The sequence below is a fragment of the Nocardia wallacei genome (assembly GCF_029869545.1).
Classification (GTDB): Bacteria; Actinomycetota; Actinomycetes; order Mycobacteriales; family Mycobacteriaceae; genus Nocardia; species Nocardia wallacei_A.
The window spans coordinates 1-21,409 of the sequence record NZ_JARWQD010000139.1; the positions used below are offsets into that span (position 1 = coordinate 1).

17 protein-coding genes are annotated in these 21,409 nt (G+C 67.6%); 9 read left to right on the forward strand and 8 right to left on the reverse strand.

The features are described 5' to 3' along the window. Positions 1-109: 109 nt before the first annotated feature. From QH290_RS11090 to dnaA, 7 genes are all read right to left on the reverse strand, one after another. Entirely contained in the window at positions 110-1,045 is a 936-nt protein-coding gene (locus QH290_RS11090) for a DUF3566 domain-containing protein (RefSeq protein WP_280262824.1), read from the reverse strand. 61 nt (positions 1,046-1,106) lie between these two features. Then, the gene (gene gyrA / locus QH290_RS11095) at positions 1,107-3,617 is read right to left on the reverse strand and encodes a DNA gyrase subunit A (protein WP_280262826.1); all 2,511 of its coding nucleotides are present in this window, start codon (positions 3,615-3,617) and stop codon (positions 1,107-1,109) included. A 98-nt stretch (positions 3,618-3,715) separates the two neighbouring features. Beyond that, on the reverse strand, positions 3,716-5,761 hold the full coding sequence (gene gyrB / locus QH290_RS11100; protein WP_280262828.1) for a DNA topoisomerase (ATP-hydrolyzing) subunit B: 2,046 nt from the start codon (positions 5,759-5,761) through the stop codon (positions 3,716-3,718). Positions 5,762-6,141: 380 nt separating this feature from the next. Next, a complete protein-coding gene (locus QH290_RS11105) occupies positions 6,142-6,714 on the reverse strand; it encodes a DUF721 family protein (RefSeq protein WP_280382788.1) in 573 nt (190 codons plus the stop codon). A 124-nt stretch (positions 6,715-6,838) separates the two neighbouring features. Next, positions 6,839-8,053, reverse strand: coding sequence for a DNA replication/repair protein RecF (gene recF, locus QH290_RS11110; protein ID WP_280382789.1), 1,215 nt, complete (start codon positions 8,051-8,053; stop codon positions 6,839-6,841). Between the two features lie 151 nt (positions 8,054-8,204). Then, positions 8,205-9,374: a DNA polymerase III subunit beta gene (dnaN, locus tag QH290_RS11115; RefSeq protein ID WP_280262835.1), complete on the reverse strand. Its 1,170-nt coding sequence runs from the start codon at positions 9,372-9,374 to the stop codon at positions 8,205-8,207. Between the two features lie 807 nt (positions 9,375-10,181). Beyond that, on the reverse strand, positions 10,182-11,966 hold the full coding sequence (gene dnaA, locus QH290_RS11120) for a chromosomal replication initiator protein DnaA (RefSeq protein ID WP_280262838.1): 1,785 nt from the start codon (positions 11,964-11,966) through the stop codon (positions 10,182-10,184). 536 nt (positions 11,967-12,502) lie between these two features. On the opposite strand from dnaA, the gene rpmH reads away from it, so the two are divergent. From rpmH to QH290_RS11165, 9 genes are all read left to right on the forward strand, one after another. After that, complete coding sequence (gene rpmH / locus QH290_RS11125; RefSeq protein WP_068025505.1) at positions 12,503-12,646, forward strand: 50S ribosomal protein L34; 144 nt, start codon at positions 12,503-12,505, stop codon at positions 12,644-12,646. An 85-nt stretch (positions 12,647-12,731) separates the two neighbouring features. Then, a complete protein-coding gene (gene rnpA / locus QH290_RS11130) occupies positions 12,732-13,184 on the forward strand; it encodes a ribonuclease P protein component (protein WP_280262843.1) in 453 nt (150 codons plus the stop codon). Next, entirely contained in the window at positions 13,181-13,537 is a 357-nt protein-coding gene (gene yidD / locus QH290_RS11135; RefSeq protein WP_280262845.1) for a membrane protein insertion efficiency factor YidD, read from the forward strand. Before rnpA ends, yidD begins: the two co-directional genes overlap by 4 nt. Before the next feature lie 4 nt (positions 13,538-13,541). Next, on the forward strand, positions 13,542-14,675 hold the full coding sequence (gene yidC, locus QH290_RS11140) for a membrane protein insertase YidC (protein ID WP_280382790.1): 1,134 nt from the start codon (positions 13,542-13,544) through the stop codon (positions 14,673-14,675). A 58-nt stretch (positions 14,676-14,733) separates the two neighbouring features. Next, positions 14,734-15,369 carry a Jag family protein gene (locus QH290_RS11145; protein WP_280382791.1) on the forward strand — a complete coding sequence of 212 codons (636 nt, stop codon included), beginning with the start codon at positions 14,734-14,736 and terminating at the stop codon, positions 15,367-15,369. Between the two features lie 94 nt (positions 15,370-15,463). After that, positions 15,464-16,216 carry a 16S rRNA (guanine(527)-N(7))-methyltransferase RsmG gene (rsmG, locus tag QH290_RS11150; protein WP_425303581.1) on the forward strand — a complete coding sequence of 251 codons (753 nt, stop codon included), beginning with the start codon at positions 15,464-15,466 and terminating at the stop codon, positions 16,214-16,216. A 908-nt stretch (positions 16,217-17,124) separates the two neighbouring features. After that, positions 17,125-18,078 (forward strand): ParA family protein, encoded by a 954-nt coding sequence (locus QH290_RS11155; protein WP_425301560.1) that lies wholly within the window; start codon positions 17,125-17,127, stop codon positions 18,076-18,078. 1 nt (position 18,079) lies between these two features. Further along, positions 18,080-19,078: a ParB/RepB/Spo0J family partition protein gene (locus tag QH290_RS11160; RefSeq protein WP_280262854.1), complete on the forward strand. Its 999-nt coding sequence runs from the start codon at positions 18,080-18,082 to the stop codon at positions 19,076-19,078. A gap of 226 nt (positions 19,079-19,304) precedes the next feature. Further along, positions 19,305-20,045, forward strand: coding sequence for a GNAT family N-acetyltransferase (locus tag QH290_RS11165; RefSeq protein ID WP_280262866.1), 741 nt, complete (start codon positions 19,305-19,307; stop codon positions 20,043-20,045). A 29-nt stretch (positions 20,046-20,074) separates the two neighbouring features. Here QH290_RS11165 and QH290_RS11170 read toward each other — a convergent pair whose 3' ends face one another. Beyond that, positions 20,075-21,274: an N-acetylmuramoyl-L-alanine amidase gene (locus QH290_RS11170; RefSeq protein ID WP_280382793.1), complete on the reverse strand. Its 1,200-nt coding sequence runs from the start codon at positions 21,272-21,274 to the stop codon at positions 20,075-20,077. Positions 21,275-21,409 lie beyond the last annotated feature (135 nt).

Genomic DNA, 21,409 nt, shown 5'->3' on the forward strand with positions numbered 1-21,409 from the left:
CCCCCCCCGTGCCCTACACACTCGTCCGCGGCGTGCCATCAAAATCCCCTATCCGGGGTGGGGGGGCGCGCCCCCGCCGCCCCCCGCCCCCCCCCCCCCCCGGCGGCTACTAGTCCGGGTCGGCCAGCGTGACCTGGACGCCACCCACCAGATCGGTGCACTGGTTGTAGATGAACACCCCGACCGTGGACAGCGCGGTCAGCAGGACCACGTTGATCAGGCCGATCACCGCCGCGTAACCGAACACCGTCCCGGCGTCGATCAGCTCGGTGGACGTCGAGCTGCCGTTGGACATGATGTCGGTGAAGCTGCTGTTCAGCCTGTCCCACACACCCATGCCGGACAGCACGATGTAGAGGAATCCGACCGCCAGCATCCACACGAAGAACATCGCCACGCTGATCACCAGCGACACCTTCAGCGTCGACCAGGGATCGACGTGGCGCACCTGCACCGTCGCCCGCAGCGGCTCGCCACCGGCGGCCGCGGCGACCGCCGCCGGAACCGCCGGGGAGACGGCGGCCGGTTGCGGAATGCCCTGCATGCCGGGAGCCTCGGTCGGCGGCAACGGGTGCCGCAGTTCCGACAGATCCGGCATGTCCTTGACCAGCTCGGGCCGGGCGATGCTGCGGGTGGGCCCGTCGATGCCGACGGACTTCACCATCGCGGCCTCCTTGCGGGCCGCCTTGGCCGCCAGGTCGGCGGTGGTGCGGGCGTTGGTCATGCCGCCACCCAGGCCGCCACCCGCCTGCGGGCGGCCCGCCACCGGCGGCTCACCCGGACGATGCAGATTCGACTGCGGCTCCCGCTGCGGCAGCTGCGACCAGCCCTTCTCGAATCGTGCGTCGCCCTCGGCGGGGGCCTGCTCCCCGGCCTTTCCCGCCTCGCCCTGCTTGTCGGACACTTCGGATGCTCCTCCCGAGCCGTTGTCACCTCCCGAGCCCGGCCGCGGTATGGGCCGGGGCGGAATCGGAGACGGCGCAATTCGCTCGGTCACACCGTTGGCGTGGTGCCGCTCGTCATTCGGCTGATTCGGAGTGGTCAATGGGATTCCTTCGATCCGTCGTGCCGCCGCTGCCTGTGAAGAAACTTACTGCTTTCCGAACCTACTGCTTGTCCGCACCGCTGGCCTCCTCTTCGAGGGAAACCTGATCGGGCTCATCGGCGTTGCGCGCGATCGCAAGCAACGTATCGCCATCGCCGAGGTTCATCAATCGCACGCCCTTGGTCTGTCGGCCGGCGCGGCGCACCTGATTGGCCGCCGTCCGGATCACACCGCCGCTGGAGGTGATGGCGTAGATCTCATCCTCGTCGTCGACGATGAGTGCGCCCACCAGGTTGCCACGTTTCGGATCGTATTGGATCGTCAATACGCCTTTACCGCCGCGGCCCTGCGCGGTGTACTCCTCGATCGCGGTGCGCTTGGCGTAGCCGCCGGACGTCGCGACCAGCAGGAACGTATCGTCGCGGACCACGTTCAGCGACAGCAGCCAGTCGTCGGTGTTGAACCGCATGCCCTGGACGCCGGAGGTGGCGCGGCCCATCGGGCGCAGCACCTCGTCGTTGGCGGCGAAACGGATCGACTGGCCGTGCGCCGAGACCAGCAGCAGGTCGTCCTCCGCGGAACACAGTGCGGCGCCGACCAATTCGTCGCTGTCGCGCAGATTCACCGCGACGATGCCGCCGCTGCGGTTGGAGTCGAAGTCGGTCAGCCGCGACTTCTTCACCAGGCCGTTGCGGGTCGCCAGCACCAGGTACGGCTGATCCTCGTAGGTCTTGATCTGGATGACCTGGGCGATCTTCTCCTCCGGCTGGAAGGCCAGCAGGTTGGCCACGTGCTGGCCGCGCGCGACGCGGCTGGCCTCGGGCAGCTCGTAGGCCTTGACCCGGTACACCCGGCCCAGGTTGGTGAAGAACAGCAACCAGTCGTGGGTCGAGGTGACGAAGAAGTGCTTGACCAGGTCGTCCTGCTTGAGGCCGGCGCCCATCACGCCCTTGCCGCCGCGCTTCTGGCTGCGGTACAGGTCGGTCTTGGTGCGCTTGGCGTAGCCGGTCTCGGTGATGGTGACGACCACGTCCTCGCGGGCGATCAGATCCTCGTCGGCCACGTCGCCGTCGGCCGCCACGATCTTGGTTCGCCGGTCGTCGCCGTGCTTGTCGACGATCTCCTTCAGCTCGTCGCGGACGATCGCGCGCTGCCGCTCCGGCTTGTCCAGGATGTCCTTCAGGTCGGCGATCTCGAGCTCGATCTTCGCCAACTCGTCGATGATCTTCTGCCGTTCCAGGGCGGACAGGCGACGCAGCTGCATGTCCAGGATCGCGGTCGCCTGGATCTCGTCGATCTCGAGCAGCTCCATCAGGCCGGTGCGCGCGGTCTCGGTGTCGGCCGAGCGCCGGATCAGCGCGATGACCTCGTCGAGCGCGTCCAGCGCCTTGACCAGACCGCGCAGGATGTGGGCGCGCTCCTCGGCCTTGCGCAGCCGGTAGCGGGTGCGCCGGACGATGACGTCCAACTGGTGGGCCACGTAGAGCCGGATCAGCTGATCCAGCCGCATGGTGCGCGGCACGCCGTCGACGATGGCCAGCATGTTGGCGCCGAAGCTGGTCTGCAGCTGGGTGTGCTTGTACAGGTTGTTCAGCACGACCTTGGCGACCGCGTCGCGCTTGACCGTCACCACGATCCGCATGCCCGCGCGGTCCGAGGACTCGTCGTGGACGTCGGAGATGCCCGCGATCTTGCCGTCCTTGACCTGCTCGGCGATCGCGTTGACGAAATTGTCGGTGTTGACCTGGTACGGCAGCTCGGTGATGACGATCGTGGTGCGACCGCGATTGTCCTCCTCGATCTCCACCACACCGCGCATGCGGATCGAGCCGCGGCCCGTCTTGTAGGCGTCCTGGATGCCCTGGGTGCCGACGATCAGGCCGTGGGTCGGGAAGTCCGGGCCCTTGACCGCCTCCATGCAGGCCGCGAGGGTGGTCTCCTCGTCCGCCTCGTGGTTGTCGAGCGCCCAGTAGATCGCCTCGGCCACCTCGCGCAGGTTGTGCGGCGGGATATTGGTGGCCATGCCGACCGCGATACCGCCGGACCCGTTGATCAACAGGGCGGGGACACGGCTGGGGAGAACCACGGGCTCGCGCGAGCGGCCGTCGTAGTTCGGCGCGAAATCGACCGTCTCCTCTTCGATTTCGCGCAGCATCTCCATGGCCAGCGGGGTGAGCCGGCACTCGGTGTAGCGCATGGCGGCCGGGCCGTCGTTGCCGCGGGAACCGAAGTTGCCCTGGGGATCGACCAGTGGATAACGCAGCGACCAGGGCTGCGCCATGCGCACCAGGGTGTCGTAGATCGGCACGTCGCCGTGCGGGTGGTAGTTACCCATGGTCTCGGCGACGGGGCGGGCCGACTTCACGTAGCCGCGGTCGGGGCGGTACCCGTTGTCGAACATCGCGTACAGGATGCGGCGATGCACGGGCTTCATACCGTCACGCACCTCGGGCAGCGCGCGGCCCACGATCACGCTCATCGCGTAGTCGATGTAGCTGTTCTGCATCTCCTGCTGGATGTCGACCGGTTCGATACGGTCGCCGCCGTCGGGAGGCAATGTGGTCTCGGTCATGAATCAGTCTCCGTAGGAAGTCTTTTCGGGTGGTCGGGGCGAATCACTCGTCATCCCGGGGCGCATCGCCTCCGTCCTCCGGAACGACGGGCATCCCCCTACAGGTCGAGGAAGCGGACATCCTTGGCGTTGCGCGTGATGAAGCTGCGCCGCGCTTCGACGTCCTCACCCATCAGGACGCTGAACAGCTCGTCGGCCGCGGCCGCATCGTCCAGCGTCACCAGCCGCAGCAGGCGGGTGGAGGGATCCATGGTGGTCTCCCACAACTCCTTCGGGTTCATCTCACCGAGACCCTTGTAGCGCTGCACGCCGTCGTCCTTGTTGATCTTCTTGCCGCTCGACAGCCCGCGCTCCAGCATCGCGTCCTTCTCGCGGTCGGAGTAGGCGTACTCCGGCTCGCTGCGCTGCCACTTCAGCTTGTACAGCGGCGGGCAGGACAGGTACACGTGCCCCTGTTCGACCAGCGGCCGCATGAACCGGAACAGCAGCGTCAGCAGCAGGGTGCTGATGTGCTGGCCGTCGACGTCGGCGTCGGCCATCAGGATGATCTTGTGGTATCGCAGCTTGGCGATATCGAATTCGTCGTGGATGCCGGTGCCGAACGCGGTGATGATCGACTGGACCTCGTTGTTCTTGAGGACCTTGTCGATGCGCGACTTCTCGACATTGATGATCTTGCCTCGGATCGGCAGGATCGCCTGGTACATCGAGTCCCGGCCGGACTTGGCCGAGCCGCCGGCGGAGTCACCCTCGACGATGTAGACCTCCGACAGGCGCGGATCCTTCGAGCGGCAGTCGGCCAGCTTGCCGGGCAGACCGCCCAGATCCGTCGCGCTCTTGCGCCGCACCAGTTCGCGCGCCTTGCGGGCGGCTACGCGGGCCTGCGCCGAGGAGACCGCCTTCTGCACGATGGTCTTCGCATCGGCGGGATTGGCCTCGAACCAGTGCGCCAGATTCTCGTTGCAGGTGCGCTGCACGAACGACTTGACCTCGGTATTGCCGAGCTTGGTCTTGGTCTGGCCCTCGAACTGCGGCTCGCCGACCTTCACGCTCACGATGGCGGCCAGGCCCTCCCGGATGTCGTCGCCGGTGAGGTTGCCGTCCTTCTCCTTGATGAGCTTCTTGTCCTTGGCGTACTTGTTCACCACCGAGGTGAGCGCCGCGCGGAAGCCCTCCTCGTGGGTGCCGCCCTCGTGGGTGTTGATGGTGTTGGCGAAGGTGTGCACGGACTCGGAGTAGCCCGAGTTCCACTGCATCGCCACCTCGAGCTCGTGGCCGGTGCCCTTGCTGGTGAAGCCCACCACCGTGTTGTGGATCGGCTGCTTGGTGCGATTGATGTGCTTGACGAAGTCCTCGAGGCCGCCCGGGTAGTGATAGGTGCGGGTCTTGACCTTCTGCTCGGGCGGCGGCGCGTCCTCGCCCTCGGCGTGCTTGGGCGCCTCGGCGGTCTCGCTGACCACATCCTCGGTGACCTCGGACTCGCTCACCCGCTGATCGGTCAGGGTGATGGTGAGGCCCTTGTTCAGGAACGCCATCTCCTGCAACCGGCGCGAGACCGTCTCGAAGTTGTAGTAGGTGGTCTCGAAGACGTCCGGGTCGGCCCAGAACCGGATGGTGGTGCCGGTGCGCTTGGTCGCCTCGCCCTGCACCAATTTGCCGGGCTTCGCGTCCTTGTACTCCTGGGTCCAGTTGAAGCCGCCGTAGTCGATATCGGCCTCGAGACGGGTCGACAGCGCGTTCACCACGGAGATACCCACGCCGTGCAGACCGCCCGACACCGCATAGGACTCGGAGTCGAACTTGCCGCCGGCGTGCAGCTGGGTCATGACCACCTCGATGGTGGGGATGCCCTGCGCGTGCATGCTGGTGGGGATGCCGCGGCCGTCGTCGACCACTTCGACGCCGCCGTCGGCCAGCAAGGTCACATCGACGCGGCTGGCGTAGCCGGCCATCGCCTCGTCGACGGAGTTGTCCACAACCTCCCAGATCAGATGGTGCAGACCGCGCTCACCGGTGGAGCCGATGTACATACCGGGACGCTTGCGGACCGCCTCCAGGCCCTCCAGAACCGTGATGCTGGAGGCACCGTAGCCCTGCTGATCGCCCTGGGTCGAGCCGCTTGCATTGGAGTCGTTGGCAGCCACTGCTCGGTAGCTCTCCTTACTTGCTGATCCCTCGGCACAGCGTCGGACAGCACACAGAGGACCCCGAATGACATCTGCTCGAGAATTACGGGTCCTCGCGCGGGCTTGCCCGGAACGCGCCGAAGGTATCGCCGCTAGTTACTCCCCCATCCTACTGGTACACCCGCCTCAGGATGCACCTATGACACCCCTGAGAGCGTCGTGAGTGCGTGAAATCGATCGCTGCCGGGTCCGGTTGTAGGTTTCGGGGGTCCGGCGGGCCTCAGCGGCCGATCGCAAGTCGCTCGCGAAAGTTTGCGGAAGAGTTGAGCGATCTTCGGGCGACCGGCGCTCCCACCGTCCCGAGATCCGCGGCGTCCGAGCCGGTTCCACGTGAAACCTCAGCCGTAGGTGTCGCGGGGGCCGCGGCCCTTGATGTGCCGCTCGCCCTTGCGCCAGCTCGGCGCCGCCGGACCGCTGATCCGCAGCGACGTGACCACGCCCTGACCCACCGCGGCGGTGATCTTCGCGAGGATCTGGGCCTGCAGCATGCGCAGCTGGGTCGCCCACGCCGTGGATTCGGCCTGGATGCTCAGCACACCGTCGGTCAGCGATACCGGGGTGGCGTGGGCGGCGACGTCCTCGCCGACCACGCTCGCCCACCGCCCGAACACCATGCCCTCGGCGACCTTGCCGGACCAGCCACGGCTCTTCGCCAGGGCACCGGCGAGGGTGGACAGCCGCTGCGGGTCGCGCTCGTCGGGACGCGCACCCGACCATCCGGAGCGGCGGCGCAGCGCGCGCACGCCGCCCTTGCGCGGCGACGCCCGCCCCTGGCCGACGGCCTTACCGCTGGTCTTGGCGGCGGCGCGGGCCTCCTCCCGCGCCCGCCGCGCCAGGTCGACACCGCGCAGCTCGGTACCGGGCTCGGCCGGAGCGGCCGCTCCCGCATCGCCGTACTCGGGTCCGTCCACCGCCACTCCTCTCCGTCGGCATCCGGATGCCCGGGGCCGGGCATTGCAGGACAGGCTAGCCGGTCGGCACCCGACTTCCGGCGCGCCGCGGCCGGTGTCACGTGACATTGTTGTGACAACCGGATCAGGGGTCTTCGGACAGCGGTGCGAGCGCGGCACCGGACTGATCCACGATGTGGGAGATGCGCTCGTCCGCCTCGCCCGTGGTCTCGACGCGCAGCGGGGTGGCCTCGAGTTCGGGCGGGACGTCCTCCGGGACCGCCGCGGTGATCAACACCTGTTCCGCCGTGGCGGCCACCGCGGCCAGGGCGGCGCGACGGCGGCGATCCAGTTCGGCGAATACGTCGTCCAGCAACAGGACCGGATCGGTGCCCGCGCCGCGCAGCAGCTCGAAGGCGGCCAGCCGCAGCGCCAGCGCGAACGACCACGACTCGCCATGGCTGGCAAAGCCTTTCGCCGGCGCCGAACCGAGCAGCAGCTCCAGATCGTCGCGGTGCGGACCGACCAGGCACACCCCGCGCTCGAGTTCCTTCCCGCGCGCGGCGGTCAATTCCCGCAGCATGATCGACTCCAGGACGGGCGCATCGTCGGGCTGCGGGGCGCGATCGGCGTCCAGGAATTCCGGCGGCAGCGACGCGCTGCGGTAGCGGATGGCCGCGGTGCGTGACTCCGGGGCGATCGAGCGGTACGCCTGCTCCAGATGGGGGTGCAGCTCGTGGACCAGCCGCAGCCGCTGGGCCAGCAATTCGCCGCCGTGCGCGGCGAGATGGCCGTCCCATACGTCCAGCGTGCTCAGATCCGCGGGCGTGCCGGAGCGCGAACGTGCCTGGCGGCCCGCGGTTTTCAACAGCGCCGAGCGCTGCCGCAGCACCCGGTCGTAATCCGAGCGCACCCCCGCCAGGCGGGGCAGCCGCGCGGTGCACAGCTCGTCGAGGAAGCGGCGGCGCTCCGACGGGTCGCCCCGGACCAGGGCCAGGTCCTCCGGCGCGAACAGCACCGTCTGCAGGATCCCGAGGATCTCCCGCGGCCGCCGCACCGGCGACCGATTGATCTGGGCGCGGTTGGCCGACCCCTGGTTCAGCTCCAGATCGATCCGCAGCTCACGACCCGAATTCACCACGGTCGCACCGATTCGGGAACGCTGCGCGCCCAGCCGGATCAGCGGCGCGTCGGTGGACACCCGGTGTGAGCCGAGGGTGGCGAGGTAGCCGAGCGCCTCGACCAGATTCGTCTTCCCGTTGCCGTTCGAACCCAGGAAAACCGTTCGGCCCGTGGACAGTTCGAGTTCGGTCTGCTCCCACGAGCGAAAGTCCCGCAGGCTCAACGCCCGGACGTGCATCGCTCAGTTCACCGTCCCCGCGGGTGCCGTGCACAACTCGGTAGGCGGCCCGAGTTGCCCACGTGCCCAGAGTTTTTCACAGAGTTATCAACATTGTTCACAGACCCGATGACCGCTCGCGGACCATCGGGTGCGGTACTCATCGACGGGCTCAGCCCGGCAGGCGAACCGGCATCAGCAGGTAGGTGTACGTGCCGTCCAGGGCCGCGAAGGCGCCGGACTCGAGCACCTCCGGCTCTTCCTCTGTGGTCGGGCACAGCACGGCCGGGCGGCTGGGTGTGGTGAAACCGAACGTCACCCGGTCGGCGTGCAGTGCGGACAGACCGTCGTTGAGGTAGCCGGGGTTGAAGGCGATCGTCAGTGGCTCGCCGCGGAATTCGGCCTCCAGCCACTCCTCGGCGCGGCCCGCGTCGTCGCCGCCGGCCGACAGCAGCAGGCCCTGTTCGGAGAACTCCAGGCGCACCTGGGCGCCGCGCTCGGCCACCAGCGCCACGCGCTTGATGGCGTCGATCAGCGCGCTCACCTGCAGGGTCGCGATCGAGGTGTGTTCCTTGGGGAGCAATTGGCGGAACTTGGGGAATTCCGCGTCGAGCAGGCGGGTCGTGGTGCGGCGGCCGCCGTTGACGATGCCGAGCAGGCCGTCGGTCCCGGTGCCGAAGGCGAGCTGCACCGGCTGGTCGGAGGTGCCCAGCGTCTTGGCGGCCTCGGACAGGGTGCGCGCGGGCACGAGGACGGCGGTCTCCACGTCGTCGCGGCCGGGCTGCCACTCCAGGTGCCGGACCGCGAGGCGGAAGCGGTCGGTGGCCGCCAGCACGACCTTGGAGCCCTCGATCTCGACCCGGATGCCGGTCAGCATCGGCAGCGTGTCGTCGCGGCCGGCGGCGACGGCCACCTGGCCGACGGCCGAGGAGAACACATCCACCCCGAGCTCACCGGTCTGCGGAGGCAGTTCGGGCAGCTGGGGATAGTCCTCGACCGGCATGGTCGGTAGCGAGAATTTCGCACTGCCGCAGGCGATCAGCACACGGGTGCCGTCGACGGAGACATCCACCGGCTTGTTCGACAGCGCCTTGGTGATATCGGCCAGCAGGCGGCCGGAGACCAGCACCTGCCCGGGGCCCGCGACCTCGGCGGCCACTCGCATCTGGGCGGAGACCTCGTAGTCGAAACCGGAGACCGTCAGCCCGTCCTCGTCGGCAACGAGGAGAACGCCGCCGAGCACCGGCACCGGCGGACGAGACGGCAGACTACGGGCCACCCAGGCGACGGATTCGGCGAAATCCTCGCGAGCGACCCGAAACTTCATGCTTGCAAGCTCCATCGCCCGGTATGTCCTCTCCCAAGTCTCGATCGGTCGTGATCCGTTTCGGCTCGACGCCGGTTCATGCAGGGGTACTGGATCGGCCGCCCCCGTGTACTCACCGCAGTGTGGCACAGGCGACCGACAACAAACCGTACCCGCGCGGCCGCCGAATGACCACGCCGCCCTCCCGGTGCGTCGCCCGCGGGTCCGCGCGGACCTTCTGCTCCGGGCTCGTTCGTTCACCGAGTCACGCGATGCCGATCGCACCGTTGCTCCCCGAGCCGAGTTTCCACACACCCTGTTTTGAAAGAAGTTATTGAAGAAGAAGAACTGAAACAGTAGTAGGCACTGTGGATTCTGTGGACCACGGGCGAATCCGCTGCTCGGGGGGCGTGGCGGCGTGGGGATGTCCGGCGGGTGACTCGAGGATGAACGAGGAGTCGCTGTGGAGGTTACGAATCTGTCCCACTCCCATCCTCGAGCGGTCCTCGAGTTGTTCCATGACGATGCCCGGTTTGTGCACATCTGTGCGCAAACCGGTGGACAACTCGAGGATTCCTCGAGGAGCTGACAGGGACTCCTCGAGGAATCCACAGGCACAACTTCCGATCGACGCAGGTCCGGGGCCGTGGATGGGTTCGGCTGTGCGAACTGTGTACCGGCAGGTGTGAGTGGCGGTGTCAACACCCCTCCCGTCGAACTGTGGGTAAATCGGTGGAGAACAGGGGGATTCCTCGAGGACTCCCCAGGGATTCCTCGAGGAATCCACAACACGAAAAAGCCGATCCACCCTGGTCTACGGGTGGATCGGCTTGGGGAGGCGGATCAGCGGGAGCGCTGCTTGATACGGGCTGTGAGTTCCTGAACCTGGTCGTACACCCGGCGCCGCTCGGTCATTTCCTTGCGCACTTTTTTCTCGGCGTACATGACCGTGGTGTGGTCGCGGCCGAACGCCTGGCCGATCTTCGGCAGCGACAGATCGGTCAGCTCGCGGCACAGATACATCGCGATCTGCCGCGCCTGGGCCAGCGGCCGTGCCTTACCCGGGCCGGTGAGCTCCTCGAGCGTGGTGTTGAAGTACTCCGCGGTGACGGCCATGATCGTCGACGCGGTGATCTCGATCGTGGTGGTATCGGGCATCAGATCGCGCAGCACCACCTCCGCGAGCGAGAGGTCCAGCGGTTGCCCGTTCAGCGAGGCGAAGGCCGTGACCCGGATCAACGCGCCCTCCAGCTCGCGGATATTGCGTTCCACCCGGCTGGCGATGAGTTCGAGTACGTCGTGCGGGACGTCGAGGCGATCCATGCGCGCCTTCTTGCGCAGGATCGCTATCCGGGTCTCCAGTTCCGGCGGCTGCACGTCGGTGATCAGGCCCCACTCGAACCGGGTGCGCAGCCGTTCCTCCAGCGTGGCCAGCTGCTTGGGCGGGCGGTCGGAGGACACCACGATCTGCTTGTTGGCGTTGTGCAGGGTGTTGAAGGTGTGGAAGAACTCCTCCTGGATGCCTTCCTTACCCTCGATGAACTGGATGTCGTCGACCAGCAGGATGTCGGTCTCGCGGTAGCGGCGCTTGAACGCGACCTTGCGGTCGTCGCGGAGGCTGTTGATGAAGTCGTTGGTGAATTCCTCGGTCGATACGTACTTCACCCGCATCCCCGGAAACAGCCGCTGGGCGTAGTGCCCGGCCGCGTGCAGCAGATGGGTCTTGCCCAGACCGGAAGCCCCCCAGACGAACAGCGGGTTGTAGGCCCGCGCCGGAGCCTCGGCGATCGCGACGGCGGCCGCGTGCGCGAAACGGTTGGACGCACCGATGACGAACGTCTCGAAGGTGTACTTCGCGTTGAGACTGGCCGAGGACGCCGGGGGCGTCGGCGTCGGCTCGGGTGTCTTCGCGAAGTAGGTCGGCCACGAGTTGCGCACGTTGACCACGGGCTCGTCGTCATCGTGTCGCTCCGGGGGCGTGGGCCTGCGGGCGGGCTCGGGCTCGGACGCGAACAGCGACTCCTGCCCCGGCGATCCGGCGCCACCCGGCCCCGCGGGTAGGTCCCTGTCGCGCCGGGGCGCCGCGGGTTCGTCCGGTCGGCCGTTGCCTGGCAATTCTCCGGCCACCGGCTGCGCCGAGAACTCGTTCTGGGGATAGTCGGCCCGGCCGGAGAAGTCGCCTGGGGAGAGATAGCGCGGCGCGGGGTACTCCGGGGCCGCCTGGTACTCCGGTTGCGCGGGATATCCCACAGGTTCGCGGGGGGCCTCGCGGACCCGCTCGGGACGGGAGGTCAGGCGGGCGTGCCGGGGCGGCCCGGCGGGCCGGTCGGACGGCTGCGTCGCCGGTGCGGCGATCCGGACACCGAGGCCCTCCACCTGCGGACCGAGGCGGCGGGCCAGCGACCGCAGGATGGGCTCGCGCAGATCGCGCTCGATCGCCTCCTGTGCCAGCGAGGAAGGTACCGAGAGCAGCGCGAATCCCTGCGCCACCGTCAACGGCTTGACCAGGCCCAACCATGCCTTCTGGGCGTTGGTCACCGGCGGAATGGCGCCGTCGGTCGAGCCCGTGGTGAGTTCGGCGACCACCTCTGGCCACACGCCGGTCAACACGTTCTGCTCGTCGTCCACGTACGTTTCCTCCCCGGAATAGGTAGATAGGAGCAGACGGTCGGACACCACCCGCATCCCCCCGCAGCGCGAGCGTAGGCGTGGCCGTCGGCCATACGAATATGCCACTCCAGGGGTCTTTCCACACAATTATCCACAGATGTGGAGAACCACAGTGATGTGAGTCGAGCTGCCTTGCGCCCCCACGCAGCGCTTCGACCAGCGCTTCTGCAGCAATCTTCTGGCTATGTAGCCTAGCGGCCCGGGTGAGTCGTCGGCAAGGCCGGTTCACGGCCGTGTCGTCGGTCACTGCGGCGGCGGTTTCACCGGTCGTTGTCCGAGGTCAGCGCCGGGTGGCGGGCCGGGGACCCCGGTTTGACCTGGCCGGAGCCGGTCAGTACTCTCGTACAGTCACCCATTGACGTGGTGGCGGCTGCGTGCTGCCCATGTCTCGATGGGCGCTGCGCCGAGGACGACCATGTGATTCGTCGCAGACCAAGCATTACCCACAAGCTTCGGGTGCCGCCGGGCGCCCACCAACTCGAGGAGTGTTGACCGTGGCCAAGGGCAAGCGGACGTTCCAGCCGAACAACCGTCGTCGGGCGCGGGTCCACGGGTTCCGTCTCCGGATGCGCACCCGTGCGGGCCGCGCCATCGTGTCGGCGCGGCGGCAAAAGGGCCGCGCCAAGCTCACGGCCTGATCCATCGGCACCGGCATGGGCGTCATGCCCCGCTCGCCGTTCGGTTCGCCGCATCCCGCCATCCGTTACGCGCTCGGACACTCGGGTGTTGCCTGAGCCGTACCGGCTGCACCATCGTGCCGATTTCTCCCGGACGGTGCGGCGTGGCAGGCGAATCGGGAGGCGCGATCTGGTCGTGCATGCGTTAATCACCACTCCGGCGTCCGACGACACCGGAGGCGAAAACGTCGGACCGTCGATTCGAATCGGCGGTCCGCGTTTCGGTTTGATCGTCAGCAAGGCGGTGGGCACCGCGGTGGTACGTCACCGTGTGGCCCGCCGCCTGCGTCATATCTGTGCTCCCCTGGCGGATGTGCTGCCCGCGGAGGCGGACATCGTGATCCGGGCGCTGCCCGGGGCCGCGTCCGCCTCCTCGGCCGAACTCGATCGACAGGTGCGCGCCGCGCTTCGCAAGCTGCTGCCCGAAACCGCGACGGCCGCAACGGTTGTCGCGGATGCGGCCGATGCCACCCCGAACGACGCGGGCGGCAAGTCATGAGCCGTCTCTCGGTGCTGACCAGGCTGCCCGCCACCGTGCTCATCTTCCTCATCGAGCTGTATCGGACCTACGTCTCCCCCACGCGGATGCCGGTGTGCCGCTTCACTCCGACCTGTAGCGAGTACGCGGTGACCGCCCTGCGCACCCGCGGTCTCGTCGTCGGGGTCGGATTGACGGCCGTGCGCCTGGCCAAATGCGCACCCTGGCACCCTGGTGGGTGGGACCCCGTTCCGGAACGGAAACGGAAGGGGGCTGCCGCCGCGGACGAGCCGACCGCGCAGACGGCCGCACATCAGCTTTGTAATGGGTCGCCGCGCGCGGTGACCGGCGATACGACCGACGGGAGTACATAGAGCCGTGCTCGATTTCATCTACTATCCGGTGTCTTGGATCTTGTGGTTCTGGCACCGCGTCTTCGGGTTCGCGCTGGGCGCCGACAACGGTCTGACCTGGGCGCTGGCCGTGGTGTTCCTGGTGTTCACCCTGCGGCTGGTGCTCTACAAGCCGTTCGTCAAACAGGTGCGCACGACCCGGCAGATGCAGGAATTGCAGCCTCAGATCAAGGAGCTGCAGAAGAAATACAAGAACGATCGCCAGAAAATGGCGACCGAGATGCAGAAGCTGCAGAAGGACCACGGCTTCAATCCGCTCATGGGCTGCCTGCCCGTGCTGGCGCAGGTGCCGGTGTTCCTCGGTCTGTACCACGTGCTGCGCTCGTTCAACCGGACCGGCACCGGCTTCGGCCAGCTGGGCATGTCGGCCTACGACAACGCGCACACGGCGAACTACGTCTTCAACGCCGACGATGTGCAGTCGTTCCTGCGGGCCCGCATCTTCGGTGCGCCCATCTCGGTCGCCATCACCACGCCCCGGACGCAGCTGGACGCCTTCCTCGACTACGGCGGCATCCCCCAGGTGGTGAACATCGCCGCGGTGGCGATTCCGCTGATGGTCATCGCCGGTCTGGCCACGCACTTCAACGCCCGTGCCTCGGTGGCCCGGCAGAGCCCCGAGGCCGCCGCCAACCCGCAGGCCGCGCTCATGAACAAGATGGCGCTGTGGGTGTTCCCGCTCGGCGTGATCGTCGGTGGCCCCTTCCTGCCGATCGCCATCCTGATCTACTGGGTCTCCAACAACATCTGGACCTACGGGCAGCAGCACCTCGTGTTCGGCCGGATCGAGAAGGAAGAGGAACAGAAGAAGCAGCAGGCGATCGAGCGGCGCGCGGCGAACGCACCCAAACCGGGCGCCAAGCCGAATCCGGGCGCCAAGCCGAATCCGAAGAACAAGCAGAAGACGGGATCGACCGACGAGCCGACCGATGCGCCGGTGGATGCCCCGGTGACCGACGGCGATGCGTCGACCGCGTCGCGTAATGGCGCGGCGGCGGCGAAGCCGGGCAAGGCGACGGCCGCGTCGCGCAAGGGCGGGCAGGGCAATCGCAAGCGATCCGGAAACCGCGGCCGCGCGAATCAGAAGCGGCGCCGCTAGCCGGGCGGTGCGAGCGGCCGGACACGACGGATGATGCAGATCGAAGGAAACGACACACATGACTGTTGAGACCGATGGAGGGGACGCCACTGTGGCCCTCGGCGCAAGCGGCACGACCGTGGCGGACACCGCGGAGAGCCACGAACCGGAAACCGCGGCGAGCCGCGAACCGGATGCCGCGGAACCCCGCGAGCCGGGCTCGGACGCGGCGACCGGAGATGTGAGCGACGCCGAGGAGGCGCTCATCGAAGAGGGCGAGATCGCCGGCGACTATCTCGAGCAACTGCTGGATGTGCTCGACTTCGACGGCGATATCGACCTGGACGTCGAGGGCGACCGGGCGGTGGTGAGCATCGACGGCGGCCGGGATCTGTCGAAGCTGGTGGGCCGGCGCGGTGAGGTCCTGGACGCGCTGCAGGAGCTGACCCGCCTGGCCGTGCAGCAGACGACCGGCGTGCGCAGCCGGCTGATGCTGGATGTGGCGGGCTGGCGGGCGAAGCGCCGGGAGGAGCTGAGCGCGCTGGGTTCGGCGGCGGCGCAGCGCGTCCTGGAATCGGGTGAGCCGGAGGCCCTGTCGCCGATGACGCCGTTCGAGCGCAAGATCGTGCACGATGCCGTGGCGGAGGTCGACGGCGTCGAGAGCGAGAGCGAGGGCGTCGAGCCGAATCGGCACGTGGTGGTGCTGCCGTCCTGAGTGCGGCGCCCTGCGGGCGGGCCCCCGGTTCGTTGAACCGGGGGCCCTAGTGTTGTGCGGGGTCCGTGTGTCGACCAGTCGCGAATCCGGAAGGATGTTTCACGTGGAACGAGGAACCGGTGTGAATGAGCCGGAGCACTCCCCTGCCCCGGCCGAGGCGACGCCGCCGGAGCCGCCGGAGCCGCCTGCCGCCGCCGAGCGGATATTCGGGGAGCGGCTCCCGCTGGCGCGTCGGTACTGTGCGGCGCTGGCGGCGGCCGGGGTGCAGCGCGGGTTGATCGGTCCGCGCGAGGTGCCGCGGCTGTGGGATCGGCACATTCTGAACTGCGCGGTGCTCGGCGAGCTGATCCCGACCGGCGCTGCCGTCGTGGATATCGGCAGCGGCGCCGGGCTGCCCGGAATCCCGCTCGCGATCGCCCGGCCCGATCTGCGGGTGACCCTCGTCGAGCCGCTGCTGCGCCGGACCATCTTCCTCGCGGAGTTCATCGAGGAGGCAGGGCTCGAGGTGACGGTCGTGCGCGGTCGCGCGGAGCAGCCGGACGTGCGGAAGGTGGCGGGCGGTGCGGACGTCGTGACGTCGCGCGCGGTCGCTCCGCTGAGCAAGTTGGCGAAATGGTCGCTGCCGCTGGTGCACAACCACGGCCGGATGCTGGCCCTCAAGGGCTCCAGCGCGGCGGAGGAGTTGGAACGCGACCGCGCCGAATTGCTGCGCGCGGGCGGCGGCCACGCGCAAGTCCTGGAGTGCGGTGTCGGGATCGTGGATCCGCCGACGGTGGTGCTGAGCGTCGAGCGCCTCCCCCGCGCCGAACGAAAGGCCGAGGGCGGCAAGCCGAAGCGCCGTCGGTGAACGTCCGTCCGGTGCGGGCCGCTTCCGCCTGGCCGGGTTGTGTTTCATGTGAAACATTGCCGCCGAGTGCCAATCGGTCTCGCGCGGCGGACATCGGAACGGCCGTCCGGCCGATCGATGTTTCATGTGAAACACCGACCCGGACTCACCGGCCCACAGCGGGTGCGTTTCGACGGGGAGCGCCGGTCTATTGCGACTGCGGTTCCGGCCGTCGGATTCGGCCCGCCCGCAATCACTCTCATCGCGCGGCTTCGAGATCATCCCCTCTCCCCCAGGCTTCTCGGTCTTCGCCTGTGACGGGACCCGGCCATGTCTCATCCCTTCGGTGCCTTGCGGGAATGTCGAGCCGGATCCGTCACCGTGACGAGGCGCCGCCCGGCGGCTGGCTGGCGACCGTCGCAGGGGTCGGACTGCTCGGGCCGGAGCGCCCCCTACGGGACGACTCGGCTCGACCGCAGCACCGACTCCGCGCGGCTCGCGATTGCCGCCGGGCGCGGTTTCATGTGAAACAACCGGCGTTGCCGTGCGTGTGGCGGCGGAAGTCGCCGGGGCGATGTTTCATGTGAAACACAGAGACGCTCTGGGTGAACGGCAGGTGCCGGGAAGCGACGAAAGTGGCCTCCGGGCAACAAAGTTTGTGGATCGCGGTGTGATCGCCGCGGTTCAACTTCCGTAATGCGCGCGGTGCTGGCAAGCTAGGTGCAGTCGAGCGTGAGCGCAGATTCGAGGTGCCCGACAGGCTCGCCAGGATGGGCACCGGTCTCCTGGGCCGTGCCGCGCTCCGCTTGCTCGAGCCAATGCGGCGCCGATGCTGCTTGGGCACGTGTCTGAAGTTCTCGGGGTTAGGAGCCTGTATGTCGAACGGTCCGGCGAATGTTTCACGGGAAACAACGTCGCGGGTGCCCGGAATGCTGGACGGTAGTGGCTTCGATCTGGACGAGCTCGGTCGCCCGTTCGGGAGCATCACCGCCGACACGCCCATAGCGGCCGAGGCGCAGCGCGCGAGCCAGGTGTTGCATCCTGGTTCGATGACCATCCCGAAGCCGCGCGAACAACGGATCATCACCATCGCGAATCAGAAGGGCGGCGTAGGGAAGACGACTACGGCGGTCAATCTGGCCGCGGCGCTCGCGCTACAGGGGATGACCGTCCTCGTCATCGATCTCGACCCGCAGGGCAATGCCAGCACCGCGATGGGCGTCGAGCATCACTCGGGCGTGCCCTCCTCCTACGAATTGCTCATCGGCGAGGTCTCCGTCCAGGAGGCGATTCAGCGCAGTCCGCACAACGAGCGGCTGCTGTGCATCCCGGCCACCATCGATCTGGCCGGTGCCGAGATCGAACTCGTGTCGATGGTCGCCCGGGAGGGGCGGCTCAAGGCCGCGATCCAGGATGCGAATCTCGCCGGATACGACATCGACTACGTGATGATCGACTGCCCGCCCTCGCTCGGCCTGCTCACCGTCAACGCGCTGGTGGCCGCGAAGGAGGTGCTGATCCCGATCCAGTGCGAGTACTACGCGCTCGAGGGTGTGGGACAGCTGATCCGCAATATCGGCCTGGTGCAGGCGCACCTGAATCCGGAACTGCATGTGTCGACCGTCGTCCTCACGATGTACGACGGGCGGACCAAGCTTGCCGATCAGGTGGCCGAGGAGGTGCGCGGGCACTTCGGCGATGTGGTGCTGCGGTCGGTGATCCCCCGCAGTGTGAAGGTGTCCGAGGCGCCGGGTTACGGCATGACGGTGCTCGATTACGATCCCGGTTCCCGGGGCGCGATGAGCTATCTGGATGCCGGTCGTGAGATGGCCGCCCGGTCGGTCGCGGTGGTTGGTGGAGTGAACGAGGAAAGGGGCCAGTAGGTTGACTCAGGCGAAGAAGGGTGGACTGGGGCGCGGACTGGCCGCGCTGATCCCGACGGGCCCGGCGGATGTGCAGGGGCTCGGTAGTGCCGCCGCGAATGCCGTCATCGGCCTGGACCCGATCGGCCCGCATCCGGCCTCGGCGTACCTGCATCGGGTTCCCGAACCCGGCGAGGGCTCCGACGCCGGCGCGGTGTATCGGGAGATTCCGCCGGACCAGATTCAGCCGAATCCCAAGCAGCCGCGCCAGGTTTTCGAGCAGGAGGCGCTGGACGAGCTGATCCACTCGGTTCGCGAGTTCGGGCTCATGCAGCCGATCGTGGTCCGCCTGCTGGAGTCCTCCCCTACCCCGCGCTATCAGATCGTCATGGGCGAGCGCCGGTGGCGGGCCTGTCAGGATGCGGGCCTGGAGACCATCCCGGCCATCGTCCGGGAGACCACCGACGACTCGATGCTGCGGGACGCCCTGCTGGAGAACATCCATCGGGTGCAGCTCAATCCGCTCGAAGAGGCGGCGGCGTATCAGCAGCTGCTGGAGGAGTTCGAGGTCACCCACGAGGAACTGGCGACCCGGCTCGGTCGATCCCGGCCCGTCATCACGAATATGATCCGGCTGCTGAAGCTGCCGATTCCGGTGCAGCGGCGGGTCGCCGCGGGGGTTCTGTCCGCCGGGCACGCCCGCGCGCTGCTGGGCCTGGAGTCCGGTGCGGAGGCACAGGAGAAGCTGGCGGAACGGATTGTCGCCGAGGGTCTTTCGGTGCGTGCCACCGAGGAGGCGGTCACTCTCGCGAACCGCTACCCCGACGAGGAGAAAAAGCGCCCCGCCGAACGGAAACCGGTCCAGATGCCGGGTCTGGAACGACTGGCCGAGCGGCTCGCCGATTCGTTCGACACCCGTGTCACCGTGAGCATGGGGAAGAAGAAGGGCAAGATCGTCGTCGAATTCGGCGACCTAGCCGACCTCGAACGCATCGTGACGATGATGGAGCAGCAGAAGTAGTACGACGAGTGATCACGGCCGAAATCCGCGTGATCACCGGAGATACTGGACCCTGGCGGTAAAACGTCACTGTGACGGTGCCTCTCGGGTCGCGCCTGCGATCCTGATGGACAGCACAGCTACCGGAAATGAGGCGGTTCGCTTTGATCGCTTATTCTTGCTGGCGAGTAGATACTGATGCGGCGTGAGTGTGGATGAATCGGAGAGCTGGAGGCTGAGCAGAGCGGTGTCGACCAGCGTTACCGCACTTACCCTCGGCGGACTCGACAAACTCCCGGCACATGCCCGCCGGTGCGTGTTCTGGGAGATCGATCCCGCCGTGGCGGAGGACTCTCGGGAATTCAGCGACCCGGTATTCGAGAAGGAGGCGTGGCTGTCCACGGTCCTCCTCGAATGGGGTTCGTGCGGCCAGATCGCGCTCGTCGACGGTCAGCCCGCCGGCTGCGCGCTGTACTCGCCGCCGAGCGCGGTGCCCCGCGCGACCCTCTTCCCCACCTCACCGGTGAGCGCCGACGCCGTCCTGCTGACCACCCTGCGGACCGATCTCCCCTACCGGGACAGCGGGATTGCCGACCGGCTGATTCAGGCCGTGGTGGCCGATCTGATGCGCCGCGGCGTGCGGGCCATCGAGGCCTTCGGCATCCGCAAGGATCCGGCGGCGACGTCGATGTCGACGCGATCGGTCAGCTCGATGTTCCTGATGGAACGCATCGATACGCCCGCGCACGGCATGTCGTCGGCACCGCGGCAGCACACCGACTCTCGATGCTCCCCCGAGAGCTGCATGATCGACGCGGACTTCCTGGAGGACGTCGGATTCACCGTGGTGGCGCAGCACCACCGCTTTCCACGCCTGCGCCTGGAACTCGACAGCGACCACCTCTGGAAGGAAGACGTCGAACGCGCCCTGGACCAGCTGCTGGCCTCCGCCTCGATGGAAGCGAAATCCCGAGTGGGATGCCCCTGAATGAGCTTGCCGGAACTGGTGCGTCGCAGTCACATGCGGTCGGCGGCGGCCAGCTCCTCGGCCAGCAGTTCGGCGAAAGTGTATGTGCCGGTGGGCTGGTCGTCCTGGCCGAGTAGGTATAGCCGCTTCACCGAAATCAGGATGGCCTCGGCGATCACATCGCGCATGCGCGGGTTGGTCAGCACCGAGGCGTCGTATTCGTTTGTCAGATAACCGATATCGACCTGGACGGTCGGCATCTTGGTCAGCCGCAGCAGATCCCAGGTGCGCGAATGGGTCCGGCAGTCCTGCAACGAGGTTCGCGCCACGATCTCGCGCTGCACGAATCCGGCTAGCACCTGGCCGATCATCGACACCGAACCGTGCGAATTGCCGAAGTGGAAGCTGGCGACGCCGCTGGCCACGGGGCTGGGATTGGTCGCGCAGCGCAGCGAGATCATGAGATCGGCGTCGAAAGTGTTGGAGGTTTCGGCGCGTTCGGCATCGGAGAGGTTGGCACCCCACGGCCGGGACAGGAAGGTCTCCATGCCCGTGGCGGCCATCCGGCCCTCGAGACGACTCGCCAGATCCCAGAGGATCTCCGATTCGTAGACGTCACCGAACTCGGTGGGGACCGCGTAACCCTTGTCCGGACCGCCCATTCCGGGATCGATGACGATCCGCTTACCCGTGAGCTGCGGTCCGGCGCGGTGGACAACCTCCTCCTCCGCGATGCGGTGCGGGTTGCCACCGGTCACGCGGGCGCCGAGCAGATCCAGCGAACGCAGCGTGTCCGGACCGCAGATGCCGTCGGCGGACAGGCCGATCTCGCGCTGGAACGCGGTGAGGGCGTCGTGGGTGTGCGGCCCGAAGTAGCCGTCGACGCGGTGCACGTAGAAGCCGAGATCCTGCAGGCGGCGCTGCAGCGTGGCCACGTCGTCGCCGTACAGCGGGGCCGAGAGCTGGTAGATCAGCGTGCGCGCGCCGAGGCGATAGGACGCCTCCTTCAGTGCCCGATAGGTGGCGGGGCCGACGACACCGTCCACGAGTAGCCCGCGATGCTGTTGGAACGCGCGCACCGCGGAATCGAGATCGTGGTCGAAAACGGCGTCGGAATCCTTCCAATACTCGCCGTGCCCGTCGGACCGGTCGGCGCCGTGGGGATGGATGTGCAGGAATCCGAGACTTGCCAGGGTGCTCCGAACCTCAGCGACGGCTGGTCCAGTATCGCCGTGACGAAGTCGGTGCATGCGTGAGAGCCCTTTCCTTCCGCCAACCCGGGTACCCACTCATGCGACGGCTCACACCCTCGCACGACCGGAGCGTCGGTCGATTGTCTCAGACCCGGACCGAATTTCAGCAATTCTCCAGGTGCAGAGATCCTA